This window comes from Peribacillus simplex, from assembly GCF_030123325.1.
In the GTDB taxonomy this organism is placed as follows: domain Bacteria; phylum Bacillota; class Bacilli; order Bacillales; family DSM-1321; genus Peribacillus; species Peribacillus simplex_D.
Genome location: NZ_CP126106.1, coordinates 3,163,370 through 3,183,267, shown reverse-complemented (window position 1 = coordinate 3,183,267; position 19,898 = coordinate 3,163,370). Strand labels below are relative to the sequence as shown.

Sequence of the window (19,898 nt, the reverse complement as noted above, 5' to 3'; positions counted from 1 at the left end):
GTGCTGAAATGACACAGCTATATCCACTAATCGATAACGAAATTAACCCTTACCGCGATAATGTACAGGGAAAAGCAAATGAACCCATTACGGTTGCGGGTCTGTTGGATCGTTCGAAGCTGACGCTTGGCTCCACATATGAAGGGGGGAAGCCTGATTGGACGCTTGAGGAAATTTATATGCGGCTAGAGAGGAACGCCCCGCGTATCGCAATTATCGGTGGTTCGTCCGATCATCCGGCCCATATAATGGATTACCAAACGTCGGCACGGGCAGCAATCCGCATCTGGCAAAACGGCGGCGTGCCGTTTCATTTCTCGACACCAGTAATGTGTGATGGAACTGCGCAAAACAATCAAGGGATGAGCTACTCTCTCCAGAGCCGAAACGCGGTTGCACAAATGGTTGTCAACCAGCTAGAAGCTCACAGTTATCACGGTGCATTCGTCATTCAAGGGTGTGATAAGCAGCCTCTTGGTGTTGTAAGTGCACTCGCACATGTGGATCGTGTTCGCCGAAACCGTGGTGAAGCACCCTTTTTCGCAACATTCGCACCTGCTCACGTATTAGAAGGCGGCTCGATTCCAGCTGACGTGATCGAGGAATTGGAAACTCTCGCGAAAAAAGCGGAAAGTAAAGGAGCTGCTGATGTAGCCGTTGATTTACGAGATACAATGGCATATATATTGCAATGTTCATCGAATACTGCATTCCAGGGCGTGTTTGAACGGGCCTATGAACGAGGAATATTGACGAAGGAACAGCATAAATATTTTGAAATGAGACTTGCTGTCGCAACATGTGACGGGCAGGGAGGTGTATGTGCCTTCAATGGTACGGGGAATAGTTCACGTCATTTAGTGGCAGGCATGGGTCTCGTTCATCCAGCCGTGGAGCTGTTAACCGATCCGCCAACACAACGCCAGATTAACTCGGTTCTTGATAGCTTTGCCGGAATGATAAACGAAGAGCGTTACGGCGTGGCCAACATTGTCGCTGCGAACATAAAAAATGCAATCCGCATTCACAGCGCTTCGGGTGGTTCTACTAACTTAATGATGCATATTGTCGCCGGCATGCTTTATGCAGGATTCAAATTCAGCTTATGGGACCTTGACCGCATTCATCATTCACACCCAATTCCTGACTTATTTGATTACAGTTTGACAGAAGGAAGGGACATTTATTCACTTGCGATGCAGTGTTGCAGTGGGACAAGCAGGGGAATGGAAACACTTTTTTATGAACTTATCGAGAATGGTGTACCAATGGATCAGGATGCGCCGACTGTCGCAGCAAAAACCTGGAAAGAACGTCTTGCGATTACAAGTAGCCTAAAAGCGGTTAACGTAAAGAAAAATCAGGTCATTTTATCCACTCCACGCCGTGGATTCAGCGGTGTTGATGTATTAAAAGGAAACTTCTTTGAAAGCGCCGTTGTAAAAATCAGCGGAATGCCGACACCGCAGCTTGACCAATTCGATGATAAGCTGGCATTTGTCCTTTATTACGAAAATGAAGATGATGCAAATAAAAGCCTGCTCGATTCAAATCTGCTTTCAAAAATAAAAGAGCAAAAGCTTTTTGAACATAATTTATTGCTCGAATCTCTTAAATACAACAATGAGCAGGAATGGTCTCTTCTAAAAAATGCTTCCTATGGGGAATTATTTGACAGGATGGTTGAAGAAGGCACATTGAAAATTGCGGTCATTATCTCAGGGCAGGGGCCAGTAGCATTCGGAATGCCGGAAATGTTTACACCAATGCAACACATCAATGCAAATCGTGTTATGAAGAAAATCGCTACGATCATTAGCGACGGCCGCTATTCAGGAGTCACATATGGTGCTGCTATAGGACATATGACACCGGAATCGTATGAAGGCGGCGGCATTGGTTTACTTAAATCAGGGGATGTAATCCACCTTCAGCTTCGTGACCGACGGATTGATTTTGTAGATGCTACTCAACTATATTCAGGAAAGGTTGTTCATGATTTTGCTGATCATTTTATAGAAGAAAGACAATCATTGGCAGCTGAACGCAAGCAGCGGATGAAAGTTAGACAAAAAATGGTTGCCGCCAGCAACAGGATGTTTGGACATACAGATGCAGCAAATGGTGTTGTTCCAATCGCTGTCATTGAGGATGCGGTCCTTGATTATGAACAGGATATCTTACTCCAAGGAAAAAAAGTTGAAATAAAGTGAGGAATGCTCGTCATAAATCCGATAAGATAAAGGTAGACAGAATTATAAAAGGAGTGAGGAACGATGCCTATCATCCAATCGGTGGAGCGTGCCTTAAAAATATTGGATTTATTTGATGAGCGTGAGCGCGAACTAACTATCACAGAGATAAGCAAGCGAATGAATTTACATAAAAGTACGGTTCATTCACTATTAAAAACCTTACAGGAGCATCACTATATTTCTCAAGGCGAAGAAAATGGAAAATACTCGTTAGGATTAAAGCTATTGGAGAGGGGAAGCGTTGTTGTGACCCATCTCGATTTGCGCAACGTAGCAAGAAAACACCTTGAATGGCTTTCAGCAACAACGAATTTAACGCTGCACCTTGTCATATTAGACGGGCAGGAAGGTGTTTATGTCGATAAAGTGGAGGGCACTGGGGTAACGGTCCTCTATTCCCGTATTGGACGACGTGTTCCGATTCATACGAGTGCTGTTGGCAAATCCCTTGTTGCAACCAAAACGGATAGTGAACTTGATTTGCTCTTGGATGGTTATGATTATACGGGGCCGACCGAAAAATCGATTAGATCCAAGGAGCAGTTTTTAGCGGAAATCGAAAAAGCACGCACTAATGGCTATTCAATGGATAATGAAGAAAACGAACCGGGCATTTACTGTCTTGCCGTACCGATAAAAGATTATTCAGGAAAGGTAATCGCTGCAATGAGTGTATCGATGCCTGCTTCGAAAGTAAATGAAGAAACACATGAGTATTATGTACGTCTATTAAAGGAATGCAGCAGTAAAATTTCGCAGGAGCTCGGTTATGAATATCAAAAAATATAAATGAGGCCTGCCATTTAGGAGGAACTAGAAAATGAGAATTATTCGCTATGTAAAAGAAAATAAGAAACAACTTGCTGCCGTGACAAACGAAAACTATGTGGTGGACCTTCCATTTACGGATTTTATGTCGTTGATTACAACGGCACGCCATGAAAACAGAACGGCGTTTGACATTATAAAACAAATTATCGCCGAAGGGGAAAAACGGCCATTGGAAGGTCTTCAATTAACAACGCCTATCGACGCACCGGAAGTATGGGCATCTGGCGTTACATATAAGAAAAGCAAGGAAGCACGTAACTACGAAGCGACACAAGGAAAGCTGGACCGCCAAACTTTCTATGACAAAGTTTATGATGCAGTGCGTCCTGAGATTTTCTTTAAATCGACTGCAGCAAGAACCGTTGGCCCGAATGATCCGGTATACTTGCGTTCAGATTCAAAATGGCAAATTCCGGAGCCTGAGCTTGGTCTTGTCATCGATAAAGAGGGAACGGTACTCGGATATATCGCCGGTAATGACATGAGCTGCCGTGATATTGAAGGTGAAAATCCGCTTTATCTTCCACAGGCAAAAGTATGGAAAAACTCTTGCTCCATTGGACCGGCCATCTTGTTAAAAGAGGCAGTTCCGGATCCATATGAGCTTAAAATCATGTGCCGTATTTATCGAAATGAAGAAAAAGTATTTGAAGGTGAAGCGAAAGTAAACCAATTGAAACGAAAATTGGAGGAGCTTGTCGACTATTTAGTCTTAGATAACACTGTTTTTGACGGATCAGTGCTACTTACAGGTACATGCGTGGTTCCGCCAAATGAATTTACATTGAAAGGCGATGACCGAATCGAAATCGAAATACCAGGGATTGGAGTATTAAACAACCCGGTTATCCAAAGTAAAGCAGTTCAAACAATTTAAGGGGTGACAAAATGGGCGAGTATAAAACACTTTACTTAAGTACTAAAGATAGTGTAGCTGTCGCTTTATCCGAAATCCCTGCAAACACATCAGTGGTTGTGAAGGCAGAGCTTGAAGAACTTGTCGTACCCATTCTTGAACCGATTCGTTTTGGACATAAGTTCGCAGTCAAAGCCATCGAACAAGGAGCAGACATAATTAAATATGGGGAAGTCATAGGTGCAGCCTCAGCTTTTATTCCCGCTGGTGCACATGTTCATGTACACAATTTAGAAGGTAAAAGAGGAAGGGGTGACAAAATTGCTGAATGAAAAAATGCAGTTTTGGGGCTACCGCCGTCAGGATGGCCGCGTCGGAGTCCGGAATCATGTACTGATTTTGCCAACGATAACATGCGCAACCCAAACTGCACAGCGCGTCACAGAATTGGTGAGCGGAACCGTCACATTCATTCATCAGCATGGCTGTGCGCAAGTGGGCTCTGATTTTGATCAAACGGCCAGAACCTATGCGGGAATGGGGATGAATCCAAATGTATATGGTGTCATCGTACTCGGCCTTGGCTGTGAAACACATCAGGCGCACCGTATTGGAGATGAAATTGCTAAATGCGGTAAACCAGTGGAAACTGTATCGATTCAGGAACATGGAGGCACTCTTCAAACCATTGCCGAAGTAGCTAAAATTGCTGTCAAAATGGTCCAGGATGCCTCGATGGTGCAACGGGAATTATGTGATTTCAGCGAGCTGATTGTCGGCACGGAATGCGGTGGGTCGGATGCATGCTCCGGCTTATCGGCAAATCCGGCTGTCGGACGTACAAGTGATTTAATTGTTCAGCAGGGGGGAACCGCAATATTAGCGGAAACGACTGAACTCATCGGTGCAGAGCATTTGATCGCTAACCGGGCGGCAAACGACCAGGTAGCCCAAAAAGCTTATGCGGTTATTAAAATGATGGAAGACCGCTCGATTCAAATGGGCGTAGATATCCGCACCGGAAATCCAAGTCCGGGAAACATTGAGGGAGGTCTCAGCTCACTCGAAGAAAAATCATTGGGGGCAGCGACAAAATCAGGCACAACCAGACTGGAAGAAGTCATTGATTATGCCCAGGTGCCCACAAAAAAAGGGCTCGTTTGGATGGATACGCCTGGCCATGATATTGAGCAATTGACGGGAATGGTCGCAGGCGGCGCCCAAATCGTTCTCTTTACAAGTGGAAGAGGCACGCCTACTGGTTCTCCTATAACACCTGTCATAAAAATCTCAACTAATACACCGATGTTTGACAGGATGAATGAAAATATGGATTTAAATGCCGGTACAATTGTTGATGGTTTAGAAACCGTTGATGAAGTGGGAAGGCGCATCATGGAAGAAATTCAGCATGTTTCAAACGGAAAACTAACAAAAGCGGAGATCTTAAAGCAGCATGACTTTGGTATTTGGAGAATTGGACCAACATTCTAAAACGAAAAAGGAGCTAAAGATTATGATATCAACTACATTTGCAACGAAAACATATAAGAATTTCATTAATAATGAGTGGGTGAATGCATCTTCTGGAAATACAATCGAAAGCATTAATCCTGCGGACAAAGAACCGGTTGGCTACGTACAAAGCTCAACAGAAGATGACTTGAACGAAGCTGTGGCTTCTGCGGATAAGGCAAAGAGGGAATGGCGCAGGCTCGGGCAGTCTGCACGTGGACAAATCCTTTTCAAAACGGCCAATATATTGGAAGAAAATCTAGATGAAATTGCCGAAACCATGACTCGCGAAATGGGTAAAACGTTACCTGAAGCAAAAGGCGAAACTGCACGAGGCGTTGCAATCCTCCGTTACTATGCTGGGGAAGGGATGCGGAAAGACGGCGATGTTATACCATCATCCGATAAAGATGCCCTAATGTTTACAAAACGCTCCCCACTTGGTGTAGTCGGGATAATCACGCCATGGAACTTCCCGGTTGCAATTCCCATCTGGAAAATGGCTCCAGCTCTTGTATATGGCAATACAATCGTATGGAAACCCGCTACGGAAGGTGCCGTTACAGCAGCCAAAGTCATGGAATGCTTTACCAAAGCAGGCTTCCCTGAGGGTGTTTTGAATTTCATTACCGGTAAAGGATCGATCATTGGCCAAGGGCTCATCGATCATCCGCTTTTAAATGCAATCACGTTTACCGGTTCTGAAAGTGTCGGTCAGAGCGTCGCAAAATCAGCTTCCGCCCGCGGGATAAAATATCAGCTTGAAATGGGAGGCAAGAATCCAGTCATCGTGACGAAAGATGCAAACATCGATCAAGCAGTCGAGGCGGTCATCAACGGTGGATTTCGTTCCTCCGGCCAAAAATGCACAGCTTCAAGCCGTGTTGTTGTTGAATCCTCGGTCTACGATGTATTTAAACAAAAACTGGTAGAAGCAGCAGCGAAAATAACGGTTGGCAACGGCCTTCAAGAGGGAATTTGGATGGGCCCATGTGCAAGCGAAAGCCAGTTCAATACGGTGAAAGAGTACATTGAAAAAGGCAAGCAGGAGGGAGCAAAACTCATACATGGCGGGGAGATATTAACTGGCGGAGACTATGATGGGGGCTTTTTCATTACACCTGCGATTTTTGAAGGCGTGACGACGGATATGGTGATAGCACAGGCAGAAATTTTTGGACCGGTTATCGCGCTTATGAAAGCAACCGATCTTGCCGAGGCGATTGACATGGCAAATAATACGAAATACGGATTGAGTGCATCAATCTTCACATCAAATATTAGCTCGATTCTGGATTTCATAGATGAAATTGAGGCAGGGCTTGTCCGTATTAACGCAGAAAGCGCGGGCGTTGAGTTGCAAGCCCCATTCGGAGGCATGAAAGCATCGAGCACGGGTTCGCGAGAGCAAGGTGAAGCGGCGAAAGAATTTTATACAGCCATAAAAACGGTTTTCATTAAAGGTTATTAATAAGAGAAAGAGAGGTTTCCATGTTTGAAAACCTCTCTTTCTTCCAAAAAAACAATGCGAGGTGCTTGATGAAAATCAAAAAAATTTCTTTATACAAAGTTCCACCCCGCTGGCTGTTTTTAAAAATCGATACAGATGAAGGCATTTCCGGCTGGGGAGAGCCTGTCGTGGAAGGGCGTGCGGAAACGGTTAAAGCAGCTGTTAACGAATTGACCGATTATTTGATCGGGAGAAATCCGAACGACATTGAAGACATCTGGCAAACACTTTATCGAGGTGGATTTTACCGTGGGGGGCCAATTTTAATGAGTGCCATTTCTGGCATTGAGCAGGCACTATGGGATATAAAAGGAAAATACTTCAATATTCCTGTATTCCAAATGCTCGGCGGCAAAGCACGCGAAAAAATAAAAGTGTACTCATGGGTCGGAGGAGATCGGCCAGTGGATGTCGTTGCAGCTGCAATCGAAAAACAGAGAGAGGGCTTCCTTGCTGTCAAAATGAACGCATCAGAAGAAATGAATTACATCGATAGCTTTTCGAAAGTGGAGGCGGTCATCGAACGTGTTGCTTCAATTAGGGAAGCGGTTGGCAAAGACTTTGGCATTGGTGTGGATTTTCATGGAAGGATTCATAAAACGATGGCAAAGGCGATTGTGAAAGAACTTGAACCGTACCATCCAATGTTCATTGAAGAGCCGGTGCTGCCGGAAAATAATGAAGCACTTCGTGAGATTGCCTGGCATACTACGTGTCCGATTGCGACGGGTGAAAGGATGTATACACGCTGGGGCTTTAAGCAGCTTCTTCAAGATGGCTATGTCGATATTATCCAGCCGGATCTATCCCACACAGGTGGTATTTTAGAAGGGAAAAAAATTGCCGCGATGGCAGAATCGTATGATGTAGCGATCGCTCCCCACTGCCCGCTCGGTCCGATGACTCTCGCTTCATCAATTCATTTGGACGCAACGACACCGAACTTCATTATTCAAGAGCAAAGCCTTGGTATTCATTACAACGAAGGCATGGACATTCTCGATTATATGAAAAATCCAGAATTATTCGACTATGAAAATGGTTATGTGAACATTCCGGATAAACCGGGTCTTGGGGTGGAAATTGATGAGGAAAAAGTGAAGCAGGCAGCAGAAACCGGACATGATTGGAAAAATCCAATTTGGCGTAATGAAGACGGGAGCATCGCTGAATGGTAATAAAAGGAGGAAAAACAATGGACTTTCATGGCATCATTCCACCGGTAGTCACTTTATTTGATGAATCGGGGAATTTAGATATGGCGCTGAACAGAAGCTATATCGACCTATTAATCTCACGGAATATAGACGGTATTTTATTGATGGGAAGTTCAGGTGAGTTCTCATCGCTTACAACAGAAGAAAGAAAATTATATGTACGCGAAATGATAAAGCATATTAACGGACGAGTGCCTGTCATGGTTGGGGTCGGGCATACCGCATTGAAAGAGGTGCAAGAACTGACTTCTTATGCAGAAGAGCATGGAGCGAACGGCGTTCTCGTAGTCAACCCGTATTACTGGAAGCTGTCTGACGAGCAATTATACCGACATTTTTCCAGTGTAGCGAATCATACTAATCTGCAAGTTTTCATTTATAATATCCCGCTTCTGACAGGTCAAAATTTATCAATCGAATTGATTAAAAAATTAGCTGAAGATCATTCAAACATTGCTGGTATTAAAGAGACGGTCAGTGATTTCGGGCACCTTCGTCAAGTGCTGGCGGAAGTGAAGGAAGTTCGCAGTGATTTCCGAGTCTTCTCGGCTTTTGACGAGCACTTGCTTCCGGCTCAAATGATTGGTGCAGCGGGAAGCATTAATGGAAGCGCTGTCTTTGCACCGGAAATTTCCGTTGATTTATATCAATCGTATCATAAAGGTGACCTTGCTGAAGCACAGAAAAATCATCAAGTGATTTCAAAACTGATGGATGTATACAATTACGGTCCGACATTTTTTACTGCCATGAAAGAAGCGGTTCATCAGCGCTGGTTTGACGTTTCCGCTGGACACCGTGCACCCTGCGATGTATACCCTGCTGATTTGAGTGACAAAGTAGCTGCTCTTTTAAAAAATATAAATTTGAAAGAAGGCGTCCAGAAATGAAAGAATCACGAGACTTGCTCGAACAATTAGGATACCCATCAACTGATCTTAAAGAACTTCCTACATCAACGAAAACATTTCCAGACGGTGCTCAATACCGCATTGAACTCCCAAGCGTAGAAGGTCCGATAGCACTGAAAGAAACATTGAAAGAAATTGACCGGCTCGGTTTGACTATTCACCGAATATCTCAAGGCAGCGGCATCATGCTTCAAACCGATGATGAAATTAAAGAAATGTGTAAAATGACAGCAGAGCGAGGCATGGAGCTGAGTTTGTTTGTCGGTCCCAGGGGTTCATGGGATGTCAGTGCCGGACCGCTTACGACAGGAGGCAAATCTCAGGGAATTCGCCATGAGGGCTCCGATCAGCTTGTTTATGCCATGGAAGACCTGAAAAGAGGGGCTGCACTAGGCCTTCGCGGTGCGTTAGTTGCGGATGAAGGTCTCCTTCTTTTAACGAAAGAAATGAAAAAATACGGACAGCTTCCGGAAGACTTTGTTGTTAAAGTATCGGTTCAAATGGGTTCAGCCAATCCAGTATCCGTCAAATTAATGGAAGACATCGGTGCGGATACCTACAACGTGCCACCTGCATTAACGCTGTCTAAACTTGCAGCGATCCGCCAATCAATAGACATTCCAATTGATTTATACGTTGAAGTTCCGGATACCTTCGGCGGCTTTCTTCGCTATTATGAAATACCGGAAATAATCCGTGTATTGGCGCCTGTCTACATCAAATTCGGTCTTCGTAATCATCCTGATGTATATCCATCAGGGAAACAATGGGAAAGTACGAACATCTCACTCACAAAGGAACGTGTACGCCGTGCCGCAATTGGTATTCAAATGATCGAACGATACTATCCAGAAGCAAAAACATCGAAACTCGGTGCAAAAGGACTTGGAATTGCGAAAATTGAAAAGGCAGCAGTTAAATAATGATATTAACGTATTTATTACTAAAAGGGAGTTGAGCCCAAATGTCCTTTAAAATATTAATAAAGGATTACGAATTTGAACATTTGAAATATGAAGAAGAGATTTTTCAAGAAAGCGGTCTGGAAATCGAATTCATCAAAGCTCAATGCAAAACTGAAGAAGAAGTAATGGGGCAGGCAAAAGAAGTGGATGCAATTTTAAATCAATATGCTCCCATCTCACGCCGAGTTATTGATTCGCTTGAAAACACCAAAATCATTTCCCGTTACGGTGTTGGCGTCAATACAATTGATCTCAATGCGGCTAAGGAAAAGGGGATTACTGTCGCCAATGTACCGGATTATGGCATGGAAGAAGTATCCAATCATGCATTGGCACTTTTACTTTCTTCGGCGCGGAAAGTGACATTGTTAAACAATGAAGTGAAAAAAGGCAACTGGGACTTTAAGGTGTGTGTCCCGATTCATCGATTTAACGAGCAAACTGTTGGGGTTCTAGGCTTTGGACGGATTCCGCGCCGTTTCATTGAAAAGGTGAGACCGCTCGGCTTTAAAACTGCTGCATACGATCCTTTCGTATCGGCGGCAGACATGGCTGCGGTTGGGGTTCAAAAAATGGAGCTCGACGAAATTATAGCAGAAGCTGATTATTTGTCGATCCATGTGCCCTTGATTGATGATACATACCATCTGATCAATGAGGAGCGCCTTAAACAAATGAAGAGAAATGCGGTTATCATTAACACGGCACGTGGACCGATAATCGATGAAAAAGCACTTTCTGATGCACTTGAAAAAGGGGTAATTGCAGGTGCAGCACTTGATGTGACAGAGAATGAGCCGGTCAGCACCGATAGCCCGCTGCTCACAATGGACAATGTCATCATTACGCCGCACAGTGCCTGGTATTCAGAGGAAGCAATGGTTGAACTTCGTCAAAAGGCAGCGAGAAATATCGTTCAGGTCTTAAACGGAGAAATAACACCATACGCATTGACTTAGGAAAGGGGAAAAAATATGAAATTAGCGACTTTTTCCGTACAAACCGAACAACACATCGGTCTTGTTAAAAATGATCAAATTATTAGTTTAACGGCTCTTGGTCCAGAAGAATTTCCAGCTTGCATGAAAAAATTCATAGAACGAAGCAGCAAGTTGAGAACACGTGCTGAACAGTTAATTGAGCAACGGGTTAATGACGATGCAATATTCGATCTGTCAGAAGTAAAAATCCTGCCGCCAATCGCAAAGCCGGATAAAATCATTTGCGTAGGACTTAACTATTTTGATCATTGCAAGGGAAACGGGGATGGAGCCCCCTGAATCACCGGTCATTTTTTCAAAATATGCGAATGCCATTGCCGGCCATCATGATGCGATTGAAATTCCCATTAATTCAACCGCGGTCGACTTTGAAGCAGAGCTTGCGTTTGTCATTGGAAGAGAAGCGAAACATGTATCAGAAGAAGAGGCGAATGACTACATCTTTGGCTATACAATTATGAATGATATTAGCGCCCGAGACCTGCAATTTCAGGATGGCCAGTGGTCGAGAGGCAAAACGGCGGACACATTTGCGCCATTTGGTCCGTTTATCGTGACGCAAGATGAAGTGGGTGACCCCCACAATCTAGCGATTTCGCTTGAATTAAACGGTGAAATTATGCAGGATTCAAATACAAGCAACCTAATTTTTACGGTTCCGAAAATCATATCATTTTTATCACAGTCCATGACACTAATGCCAGGTGATTTGATTGCAACTGGTACGCCACCTGGCGTTGGAATGGGACGGAATCCGAAAATCTGGTTGAAAAACGGTGACCGGATGAACGTAAGCATTGAGAAGATCGGCACGCTTTCTAATCACGTAATAGCATGACAAGAGAAAGAAGGTGATGACATGGATGTTGTAACCATCGGAGAAACAATGACAGTGTTTACCCCGAATGAAGAAGGTCCACTTCGCCACGCCCGATCTTTTTCAATGAAGTTTGGCGGTGCGGAATCCAATGTCGCGATCGGGCTAACCCGACTCGGTCATAGGTCACGCTGGATCAGCCGTCTCGGCGAGGATGAATTTGGCGATGCCATGCAATCTTTCATTCGCGGGGAAGGTGTTGATGTCTCTTATGTAACAAGAGACCCTGATGCGCCTACAGGAGTCTTTTTTAAAGAATTCAGACGGCTGAATGATACTAGAGTCTATTATTACCGGAAAGATTCGGCAGCTAGCAAAATGACGGCGGAATTACTTACTGATCTAGCCATCCAAGACGCAGCTTATCTCCATATTACCGGGATTACCCCTGCACTAGGGAATTCGTGTCAGTCGCTCTTGGATAAAGCGATCCGCATTGCTAAAGAAACCGGAACAAAAATCGTCTTCGATCCGAATATTCGCTTGAAAATATGGCCGGATGAAAATGAAGCGCGTCACATCATAACAAAGTACGCCTCGAAAAGTGATATCGTCATGCCTGGAGTGGCCGAAGCTGAATTTTTATTCGGTTCCCATACTCCGGAGATGTTTGCCGATCATTTTCATGAACTCGGTGTTGAAACAGTTTTACTTAAATTGGGCAAAGAGGGCTCTTTAATTTCAGCCCCGTCTGTACCAAAAACATACGTTCCCGGATTCTATGTGGAACGGGTCGTAGATCCCATCGGTGCTGGTGATGCCTTTGCATCCGGTGTACTTTCCGGCCTGCTTGATGGACTGCCGCTATATGAAGCTGCAAGGCGTGGAAATGCCATGGGAGCAATGGCAACGATGGTAAATGGCGATGTTGAGGGTTTGCCGGTCCGTGCCGACCTCGATTTGTTCATGAGTGGCGGCGCTGATGATGTGAGGAGGTAGAAAGGTGGAAAAAATGACTAAACTTGAAGAGCTTAAACATAGGAAGCTGGTTGCGGTCATTCGCGGTGCACGCCCAGATCAAATTATACCTATCGCCAGAGCCCTGAAAGAGGGCGGCATCCGAACACTTGAAATAACAGTGGAAACTCCCAAAGTGTGTCATTTAATTGAAAGGGTGAAAGAGGAGTTCGGTGATGATATCATAGCGGGTGCCGGTACGGTATTGGATCCTGAAACGGCCCGTGCGGTCATCATGGCAGGGGCGGAATTTATCTTTTCTCCAACCGTCAATGTCAAAACGATTAAAATGGCGAAGCGCTATGGCGTTATTAGTATCCCTGGTGCACTCACACCAACCGAAATATTGACTGCTTATGAGCATGGAGCAGACATTATCAAAGTTTTTCCAGCAGATGCACTTGGTGTTAGCTATTTTAAAAATCTTAAAGGACCGCTTCCTCACATTCCCCTTATGCCAACTGGCGGTGTCAGCCTTGACAACCTCGCATCTTTTTTTAAGGCAGGGGCCATCGCAGCGGGAGTTGGTGGTTCATTGATCAATCCTTCGAAATTGATTTCAGATGGAGATTACACCAGGCTGGCAGAAACGGCAAAAAAATTTTCAGCTATCGTACAAAGAAGCTAAAGCAATCCTTCGCTTATATGAATTACGGTTAAACTGGGAATGAAAGTATGACTGAGTGTTATTTCCTCCTTTTCTATCAATTTGATGTATCTCGTTCAATCCTTTGTAGCCATCAAGGGTGTTAGCTAGTGAACTATGGATAAATTCAGACAATCCAGAAAGGGGAAAAGTGCTATGTTACTAGAAAAGTACAGAAATCTGCAGGGTATTCTCCAAAAAATGGAGTCGGTTGTTGTCGCTTTTTCAGGAGGGGTGGACAGCACTTTTTTGCTAAAGGTTGCTATTGATACTTTAGGTTATGATAATGTGTTAGCCATTACAGCAGATTCGGAAACCTATCCGTCGAGTGAGTTGAAGGATGCCAATATGCTATCAAAATGGATTGGTGCCAAACATCGAGTCATTCAAACTTCGGAGTTGGCCATTCCTGGATATACAGAAAATAATCAGAACCGCTGTTACTTTTGTAAAAGTAGTTTATTTGACCACCTGCTTCCTATTCTTGAAGAATATGAATTTAATAATATAATTTATGGAGTCATCGCTGATGATGCTAACGAATTTCGCCCAGGCATGAAAGCAGCTAAAGAAAAAGGAATCAGGGGACCTCTTCTGGAGGCCGGTTTATTCAAAGAAGAAATAAGAGTATTGTCCAAGCAAGCCGGTTTGCCAACCTGGGATAAACCATCATTCGCATGCCTATCTTCACGCATAGCATACGGCGATATCATTACGAAGGAAAAGTTGACGAAAGTGGATAAATCAGAAGCTTACTTAAAATCATTGGATATTCATCAGGTAAGAGTCAGGACGCATGAGGATACTGCCCGAATTGAAGTTGAACCCGTCGATATGCCTCGAGTGCTCCAATACCATGTGGCGATCACGAAACGACTGAAGCAATTTGGTTATAAGTATGTATCATTGGATCTCACGGGCTATACAAGCGGAAGTATGAATATAGCACTTAAAAAGGAAGAAATTTTATGATTGATGATATTTTAGAGCAGGTTCAAAATGGTTCATTGACAGCAGCTGAAGCAAAGGAAAAACTTGCATCATATGAGAATTTAGGGTTTGTAAAAATTGATCATCATCGAAAAAGGAGACAAGGTTTTCCTGAAATTGTGTTTGGAGAAGGGAAAACGGCTGAGCAAATTTTAACGATTGTACAATCACTTCGGACAAGGAATGATTCTGTGCTGGTGACCCGAATTTCTCGGGAAAAAGCAGTATATGTACAAAAAGAATGTAGTGAATTTGAGTATAACGATATGGCCCGGACACTTGCTTGGGTTAAAGAAAAGCCAAAATCCTTTGGTTCATATATTGCAATTGTGTGCGCCGGGACATCAGATTTGTCCGTTGCTGAAGAAGCTGCCGTGACGGCCGAAACACTAGGTATTCCAGTCAGGCGTATATACGATGTTGGTGTTGCTGGGCTGCACCGCCTCCTTGATAATATAGACGAGATACGAGGGGCTACCGTATCAGTTTGTGTGGCGGGGATGGAAGGGGCACTCCCAAGTGTGTTAGGGGGCCTTGTCACGAATCCAATTATTGCTGTTCCGACAAGTATCGGTTACGGTGCCAATTTTAACGGTTTATCGGCACTTTTATCAATGCTTAATTCATGCGCATCGGGTGTAAGTGTGGTGAACATCGATAATGGATTTGGTGCAGCCTACAATGCAGCGATTATATACAAACTTGTACATAAAAAGGAGATCAATGATAATGAGGACATTATATTTTGACTGCTTTTCCGGCATAAGCGGAGATATGGTTATTGGTGCGTTGATTGATGCAGGTGCAGACCCTTTACAAATGGAAGAAGAGTTAAAAAAGCTTAACATGGATGAAGAATATACTCTGTCATGGGGGAAAGTTATTAAAAATGGCATTACGAGTACTAAATTTGATGTCATTCTTACCAGTAAATCAGAGCAGCCACATGAACATGGCCACAGTCATGGACATGAACACAGCCACAGTCATGGACATGAACATAGCCACAGTCATGAAACCGAACCCAACCATAGCCATGTACATCACAATCATCATGGTAGCCGCACCTACAAACAAATTGTAGAAGCTATCAATGAGGCTAACCTTAATGAATCGGTAACAAACATGTCACTCGCCATATTTAAGAAGATTGGTGAAGCGGAAGGGCACATACACGGGCTTCCGCTTGATAAAGTTCACTTTCATGAGGTAGGAGCTGTAGATTCAATAATAGATATAATCGGGGCTGCAATTTTAATCGATCAGCTAGATATTGAATCAGTTCAGTCATCAGCCATTCCAACGGGATCTGGACATATACATATAGATCACGGAATATACCCGGTTCCTGCACCTGCCACACTTGAAATATTGAAGGGGGTACCGATTGCCTCAAACGTTATTCGTTCTGAATTAGCAACGCCGACCGGTGCTGCCATCGCTGCGGTTTTAGCTGAAAAATTTGGCTCGCTTCCAGCCATGACTGTCGAATCGATTGGCTATGGTGCGGGGACAAAAACATTTGAAAATCATCCGAATGTCCTTCGCATTATTATAGGGGAGATCCAATGAAGCGCCCACCTGATCATGAGCATCTTGATGGACAAATGGTAAAAATGGAAGTGAATCTAGATGATATTTCCGGTGAATGGCTTGGTCATGTAATGGATTTGTTGTTTGAATCAGGAGCAAATGATGTATTTTATACGCCAATCTTCATGAAAAAAAATCGACCGGGGGTGTTATTGCAGCTTCTCTGTTCACAGCAGGTGATTACGAAAATCAAGAAGATATTATTTGCTGAAACGACAACTCTCGGTATACGCTACTATCCTCTTACCGTGCACAGGCTCGAACGATCTTTTTTACATATAGACACACAATGGGGGAAAGTGACGATAAAGAGAGGGTTCCATGAGGGCCAACCCATACAGCAGGCACCTGAATATGAGGATTGCCGTAAAATTGCCGTACAGAACAATATACCTCTTAAAAGGGTGTATGAAGAAGTATGGAAGTGTCTCGGGGAGGTGGTAGAGAAATGAGCTTGGTGTCGATTCTTACATTAGGATTCATATTGGGAATAAAGCATTCGTTAGAGCCTGATCATGTTATTGCGGTAGCAACCACGGCAGGAAAAACGAAAAAATTATCGCGGTCCACTCTAACGGGAGTGTATTGGGGAATAGGCCATACATGTACGCTGTTTTTTATAGGTATGCTATTCATTTGGATGAAAGGGGAAATTCCAGAGTCGTTAAGCATGACGCTGGAATTCGGCGTTGGTATTATGCTAGTTATGCTAGGGGCGAAAAGTTTATTTAAAGCTCGCCCTAATATCACGAACGACAAAGATAAATTTCGTCCTTTTTTGGTGTCTGCTTTAATTGGGTTCGTCCATGGTCTCGCGGGCAGTGCCGCAATGGTCATTCTAACTATGTCGACCGTATCCGGTATAGGCGAAGGATCCATCTATATCATTATTTTTGGCGCAGGGACGATTATTGGAATGCTGTGCTTTACAACTTTACTAGGCATACCGTTTGCTTTGAATGGTAAGGACATCGTTTTAAACCGAATCTTCATCAAAATGGCGGGAGCTTTAAGTTTTGCATTCGGACTTTATTATATATACAATTTGGGTATAACAGAAGGTTTGTTTGCAATCTGGGCTAATTGATTTAATTTATAAGCATGACTGGAATCTTAGGCTGTCTGTGACCCATAGACGTCTTTTTATATTTATTGATTCATCAAACAATAAGTCTTCAACGAGGTTTCTCAGAAAGAACAGGGCCACAGCTGACAAAAAAGGCTTGTCATAATGGGCACACTTTAATGGACACATGTCCATGTACATTTAGGGGTATATTGTAACGGATATGAATCTCCAATTAGTATTCTGCAAGTATTATTATAGGGTTTATAATCATCCTGTAGATGGAGGAGAAGGTTGGCAATATATAATAAGACCCTATGACACTCCTAAGCGATTGGGATGGTAGTGTCATAGGGTCTATTATTCTGGTACGAAGAACCTTACCTGAATCCAGGGGTTGCCGTTGCCGCTAGGCAGAAATACGTTTATTTTTCCTTTGAAGAATCCATATTTCAACTGCACCGGAGCCAAGCAATACCCCCGAAACAATGAAGATAAGTCCAATGAAATGTGCAGGTACAATGGCTTCATTAAGGAAAAAGGCTGCCCCTAACAAAGAGAATAAGGTGTTTAAGTTAAGAAAGATGGATGATTCGGCTGCACCTACCTTACCAATGGCATAATTATAGCTCATGTGCCCGAGGGCAGTGGCAAAAATGGCGGAGAAAATGAAAGCTCCCCAGATGGAGGGCGGTGCAGTTGCCAGTGAAGATAAGCCCTCTGGTTCCTTCCATAAGCTGATGGCAAAAAGGATAAAAGACCCGATCAGCATCATATATCCGGTTAGTAATCGTGGATCCATTGTTTTTGAGGCTTTATTGATAAGAATGAAACTCAATGCCTGTGAAAGTATGGAAAGTAAAATATCCACATCCCCCAGATTAATAGAATGGAGTCCTCCACTTCCTGCCATAACGGTAAAACTCACACCCAGGGCACCGCATATAAAGCCCAAAATCCTGATTAAATTGGGTTTTTTACGAAAGAATATCATGGTCAAGATGACAGTCAAGATTGGCCCCATGCCCAAAATCAGTCCAGCATTCGATGCAGAAGTCTTTGTCAATCCCTCAGCTAAAAAATAATGATGAAAAACGACACTCAAAAGTGCTCCTCCAAAAACGTAAAAAAGTTCACTTTTTTTAGGAAGGCGTATTAGTCCAAAGAAGAAAAGGATAAGAATGACTATAAGAGAAGCAGTAAAAATTCTCAAAGAGGTTATTGTTACGGGCTGTGTATTCGCAACTAAAATTTTAATAACCGAGACATTTAACCCCCATGTAATCATTATTCCGGTAAGTAAGATGTATATCTTCAAAAAACTCATTCCAAACAACCTTTCAAACTTATTTAACAATTGATATATTATACAACTTTCTCCAAATTAATAGCAAAGAGTAAATTTGATGGAAAGCCCGAGGATGAAAAATCAGAAACTCTTAATCATAAAAAAAAGAGGGAAGGAATAATTCCTTTTCGCTTTACCGCAATAAGGTTTTTTATCATTAGTTTGGCTGAAAAATAAATTGAAAAAACAGCGAATAAAAATAAAATTAAAAATTATCAAACTTTTCTATTGTTTTTGATAGGGTTTTCATTTACAATTTCCTTATGATTTACCAAACCGGTTTAGTATTTTACTAAATCGATTTAGCAAAGATGTGAAATGAAAGTGATATGATCAAATGTTTTTTGTTTTTTATTTGTGATTGTTCGAAAGAAGGAGGTACTGTATTGTCATCAAAATATGGTGTTTTAACGCTTGGCGACGCCATGATTACGCTAAATCCGGAAGAGACAGGACCTTTAAGATTCGTTAACCGTTTTGAGCGAAAAGTAGGAGGCGCTGAACTGAATTTTGCGATTGGCTGTGCAAGGCTTGGCATGCGGGCAAAATGGATAAGCCGCTTGGGCAAGGATGAGTTCGGTAAAGTAATATATAATTTCGCTCGCGGGGAAGGCGTGGACATGAGTGATGTTGCCTATGTAAATGGATATCCAACATCTCTTAACTTTAAAGAAATCCGGGAAGATGGTTCCGGAAAGACATTTTATTACCGCTATCAATCTCCCATTTTAACTTTAAACCCGGGAGATATAACAGAGAATATGTTTGAAGAGATTGATATAGTCCACCTTACTGGAGTATTTTTGGCCATAGATCCCAAAAATGTGGATATTGCCAAGAGGGTAATGGATATTGCAAAACAAAAAAATATACCTGTTTCTTTTGATCCGAATATCCGCTTAAAGCTATGGTCCATCGATGAAGCAAGATCAGTTTATTATGATGTTTTTCCATATGTTGACATTTTACTTACAGGTTTGGATGAAATTAGATTGATCACCGGAACTGACACAAAAGAATCTTTGGCGGAATTCGCAAATGTGAATGATATTGATCAGCTTGTCATTAAGGACGGGAAACATGGTTCAAAACTATATACCAAAAGTGAATGGCATGAAAAAGAAGCATTCCCGGTTATGCCTGTTGATACTGTTGGTGCGGGAGATGGTTATGATGCCGGGTATATTTACGGATATCTACATGGCCTATCTATTGATGAAAGATTGACATTCGCAAATGGTGTAGGAGCTCTTGTCACCACTGTTGCAGGGGACAATGAAGGATTACCATATTTGGAAGATGTAATGCCTTTCATACAGAATGAGGCTGTTATAGAAAGATAGATTACTGAAAGAAATGA

The 19,898-nt window shown here is 43.0% G+C and carries 21 protein-coding genes; 20 read left to right on the top strand and 1 reads right to left on the bottom strand.

Annotation, left to right across the window (positions count from 1 at the left end; translation table 11 throughout):
* Positions 1-8 precede the first annotated feature (8 nt).
* From QNH43_RS14985 to QNH43_RS14895, 19 genes are all read left to right on the top strand, one after another.
* Positions 9-2,213 (top strand): dihydroxy-acid dehydratase domain-containing protein, encoded by a 2,205-nt coding sequence (locus tag QNH43_RS14985; RefSeq protein ID WP_283914739.1) that lies wholly within the window; start codon positions 9-11, stop codon positions 2,211-2,213.
* A 63-nt stretch (positions 2,214-2,276) separates the two neighbouring features.
* Positions 2,277-3,044 carry an IclR family transcriptional regulator gene (locus tag QNH43_RS14980; protein ID WP_076369682.1) on the top strand — a complete coding sequence of 256 codons (768 nt, stop codon included), beginning with the start codon at positions 2,277-2,279 and terminating at the stop codon, positions 3,042-3,044.
* Positions 3,045-3,075: 31 nt separating this feature from the next.
* Complete coding sequence (locus QNH43_RS14975) at positions 3,076-3,963, top strand: fumarylacetoacetate hydrolase family protein (RefSeq protein ID WP_283914738.1); 888 nt, start codon at positions 3,076-3,078, stop codon at positions 3,961-3,963.
* Positions 3,964-3,974: 11 nt separating this feature from the next.
* A complete protein-coding gene (locus tag QNH43_RS14970; RefSeq protein WP_283914737.1) occupies positions 3,975-4,274 on the top strand; it encodes a UxaA family hydrolase in 300 nt (99 codons plus the stop codon).
* A 4-nt stretch (positions 4,275-4,278) separates the two neighbouring features.
* Entirely contained in the window at positions 4,279-5,436 is a 1,158-nt protein-coding gene (locus QNH43_RS14965; protein ID WP_283918374.1) for a UxaA family hydrolase, read from the top strand.
* A gap of 22 nt (positions 5,437-5,458) precedes the next feature.
* Entirely contained in the window at positions 5,459-6,928 is a 1,470-nt protein-coding gene (gucD, locus tag QNH43_RS14960) for an alpha-ketoglutaric semialdehyde dehydrogenase GucD (RefSeq protein ID WP_283914736.1), read from the top strand.
* 68 nt (positions 6,929-6,996) lie between these two features.
* Positions 6,997-8,145: a galactonate dehydratase gene (dgoD, locus tag QNH43_RS14955; protein ID WP_283914735.1), complete on the top strand. Its 1,149-nt coding sequence runs from the start codon at positions 6,997-6,999 to the stop codon at positions 8,143-8,145.
* Positions 8,146-8,162: 17 nt separating this feature from the next.
* On the top strand, positions 8,163-9,074 hold the full coding sequence (locus QNH43_RS14950) for a dihydrodipicolinate synthase family protein (protein WP_283914734.1): 912 nt from the start codon (positions 8,163-8,165) through the stop codon (positions 9,072-9,074).
* Entirely contained in the window at positions 9,071-10,018 is a 948-nt protein-coding gene (locus QNH43_RS14945; protein ID WP_283914733.1) for a U32 family peptidase, read from the top strand. The genes QNH43_RS14950 and QNH43_RS14945 overlap by 4 nt, the downstream gene beginning before the upstream one ends.
* Positions 10,019-10,059: 41 nt before the next feature.
* On the top strand, positions 10,060-11,019 hold the full coding sequence (locus QNH43_RS14940; RefSeq protein ID WP_283914732.1) for a C-terminal binding protein: 960 nt from the start codon (positions 10,060-10,062) through the stop codon (positions 11,017-11,019).
* 15 nt (positions 11,020-11,034) lie between these two features.
* Entirely contained in the window at positions 11,035-11,340 is a 306-nt protein-coding gene (locus tag QNH43_RS14935) for a hypothetical protein (RefSeq protein ID WP_283914731.1), read from the top strand.
* Entirely contained in the window at positions 11,327-11,899 is a 573-nt protein-coding gene (locus QNH43_RS14930) for a fumarylacetoacetate hydrolase family protein (protein WP_283914730.1), read from the top strand. The genes QNH43_RS14935 and QNH43_RS14930 overlap by 14 nt, the downstream gene beginning before the upstream one ends.
* A 21-nt stretch (positions 11,900-11,920) precedes the next feature.
* Entirely contained in the window at positions 11,921-12,877 is a 957-nt protein-coding gene (locus tag QNH43_RS14925; RefSeq protein ID WP_283914729.1) for a sugar kinase, read from the top strand.
* A 13-nt stretch (positions 12,878-12,890) separates the two neighbouring features.
* A complete protein-coding gene (locus tag QNH43_RS14920) occupies positions 12,891-13,523 on the top strand; it encodes a bifunctional 4-hydroxy-2-oxoglutarate aldolase/2-dehydro-3-deoxy-phosphogluconate aldolase (RefSeq protein ID WP_283918373.1) in 633 nt (210 codons plus the stop codon).
* Between the two features lie 174 nt (positions 13,524-13,697).
* On the top strand, positions 13,698-14,513 hold the full coding sequence (larE, locus tag QNH43_RS14915; protein WP_283914728.1) for an ATP-dependent sacrificial sulfur transferase LarE: 816 nt from the start codon (positions 13,698-13,700) through the stop codon (positions 14,511-14,513).
* Positions 14,510-15,280 (top strand): nickel pincer cofactor biosynthesis protein LarB, encoded by a 771-nt coding sequence (larB, locus tag QNH43_RS14910; RefSeq protein WP_283914727.1) that lies wholly within the window; start codon positions 14,510-14,512, stop codon positions 15,278-15,280. Before larE ends, larB begins: the two co-directional genes overlap by 4 nt.
* Positions 15,261-16,103 (top strand): nickel pincer cofactor biosynthesis protein LarC, encoded by an 843-nt coding sequence (locus tag QNH43_RS14905; RefSeq protein ID WP_283914726.1) that lies wholly within the window; start codon positions 15,261-15,263, stop codon positions 16,101-16,103. Before larB ends, QNH43_RS14905 begins: the two co-directional genes overlap by 20 nt.
* On the top strand, positions 16,100-16,576 hold the full coding sequence (larC, locus tag QNH43_RS14900; protein WP_283914725.1) for a nickel pincer cofactor biosynthesis protein LarC2: 477 nt from the start codon (positions 16,100-16,102) through the stop codon (positions 16,574-16,576). The genes QNH43_RS14905 and larC overlap by 4 nt, the downstream gene beginning before the upstream one ends.
* A complete protein-coding gene (locus QNH43_RS14895) occupies positions 16,573-17,211 on the top strand; it encodes an urease accessory protein UreH (protein WP_283914724.1) in 639 nt (212 codons plus the stop codon). The genes larC and QNH43_RS14895 overlap by 4 nt, the downstream gene beginning before the upstream one ends.
* Positions 17,212-17,599: 388 nt before the next feature.
* On the opposite strand, the gene QNH43_RS14890 is transcribed toward QNH43_RS14895, so the two are convergent.
* Positions 17,600-18,517, bottom strand: coding sequence for a DMT family transporter (locus QNH43_RS14890; RefSeq protein ID WP_283914723.1), 918 nt, complete (start codon positions 18,515-18,517; stop codon positions 17,600-17,602).
* 407 nt (positions 18,518-18,924) lie between these two features.
* On the opposite strand from QNH43_RS14890, the gene QNH43_RS14885 reads away from it, so the two are divergent.
* Entirely contained in the window at positions 18,925-19,881 is a 957-nt protein-coding gene (locus QNH43_RS14885; protein ID WP_283914722.1) for a sugar kinase, read from the top strand.
* The last annotated feature ends 17 nt before the right edge of the window (positions 19,882-19,898 follow it).